Genomic DNA, 269 nt, shown 5'->3' on the forward strand with positions numbered 1-269 from the left:
GGGTGCCTTCGTGGCCGATGCTGGCCTGGTCGAACGGGAACTGCACTTCCATGCCGCGCGACTTGCCGATCCAGTTGCGCTGCATGGTCTTGACCTGTTCAGGCCAGCCCGGCAACTCGTCGAGGCTTTCCAGCAGCTCGTCTGCATAGTCGGTGATGCGGAAGTAGTACATCGGGATTTCGCGCTTTTCGATCAGCGCGCCCGAACGCCAGCCGCGGCCGTCGATGACCTGCTCGTTGGCGAGCACGGTCTGGTCGGCCGGGTCCCAG

Annotated in this window: 1 pseudogene; it reads right to left on the minus strand. The window is 64.3% G+C overall.

What is annotated here, in order from left to right:
• Window positions 1-269 (minus strand): annotated as a pseudogene (gene leuS, locus SB725_RS31405) (leucine--tRNA ligase); the annotation flags it as partial.

The organism is Pseudomonas sp. SIMBA_041, from assembly GCF_046535095.1.
GTDB lineage: Bacteria > Pseudomonadota > Gammaproteobacteria > Pseudomonadales > Pseudomonadaceae > Aquipseudomonas > Aquipseudomonas mucoides.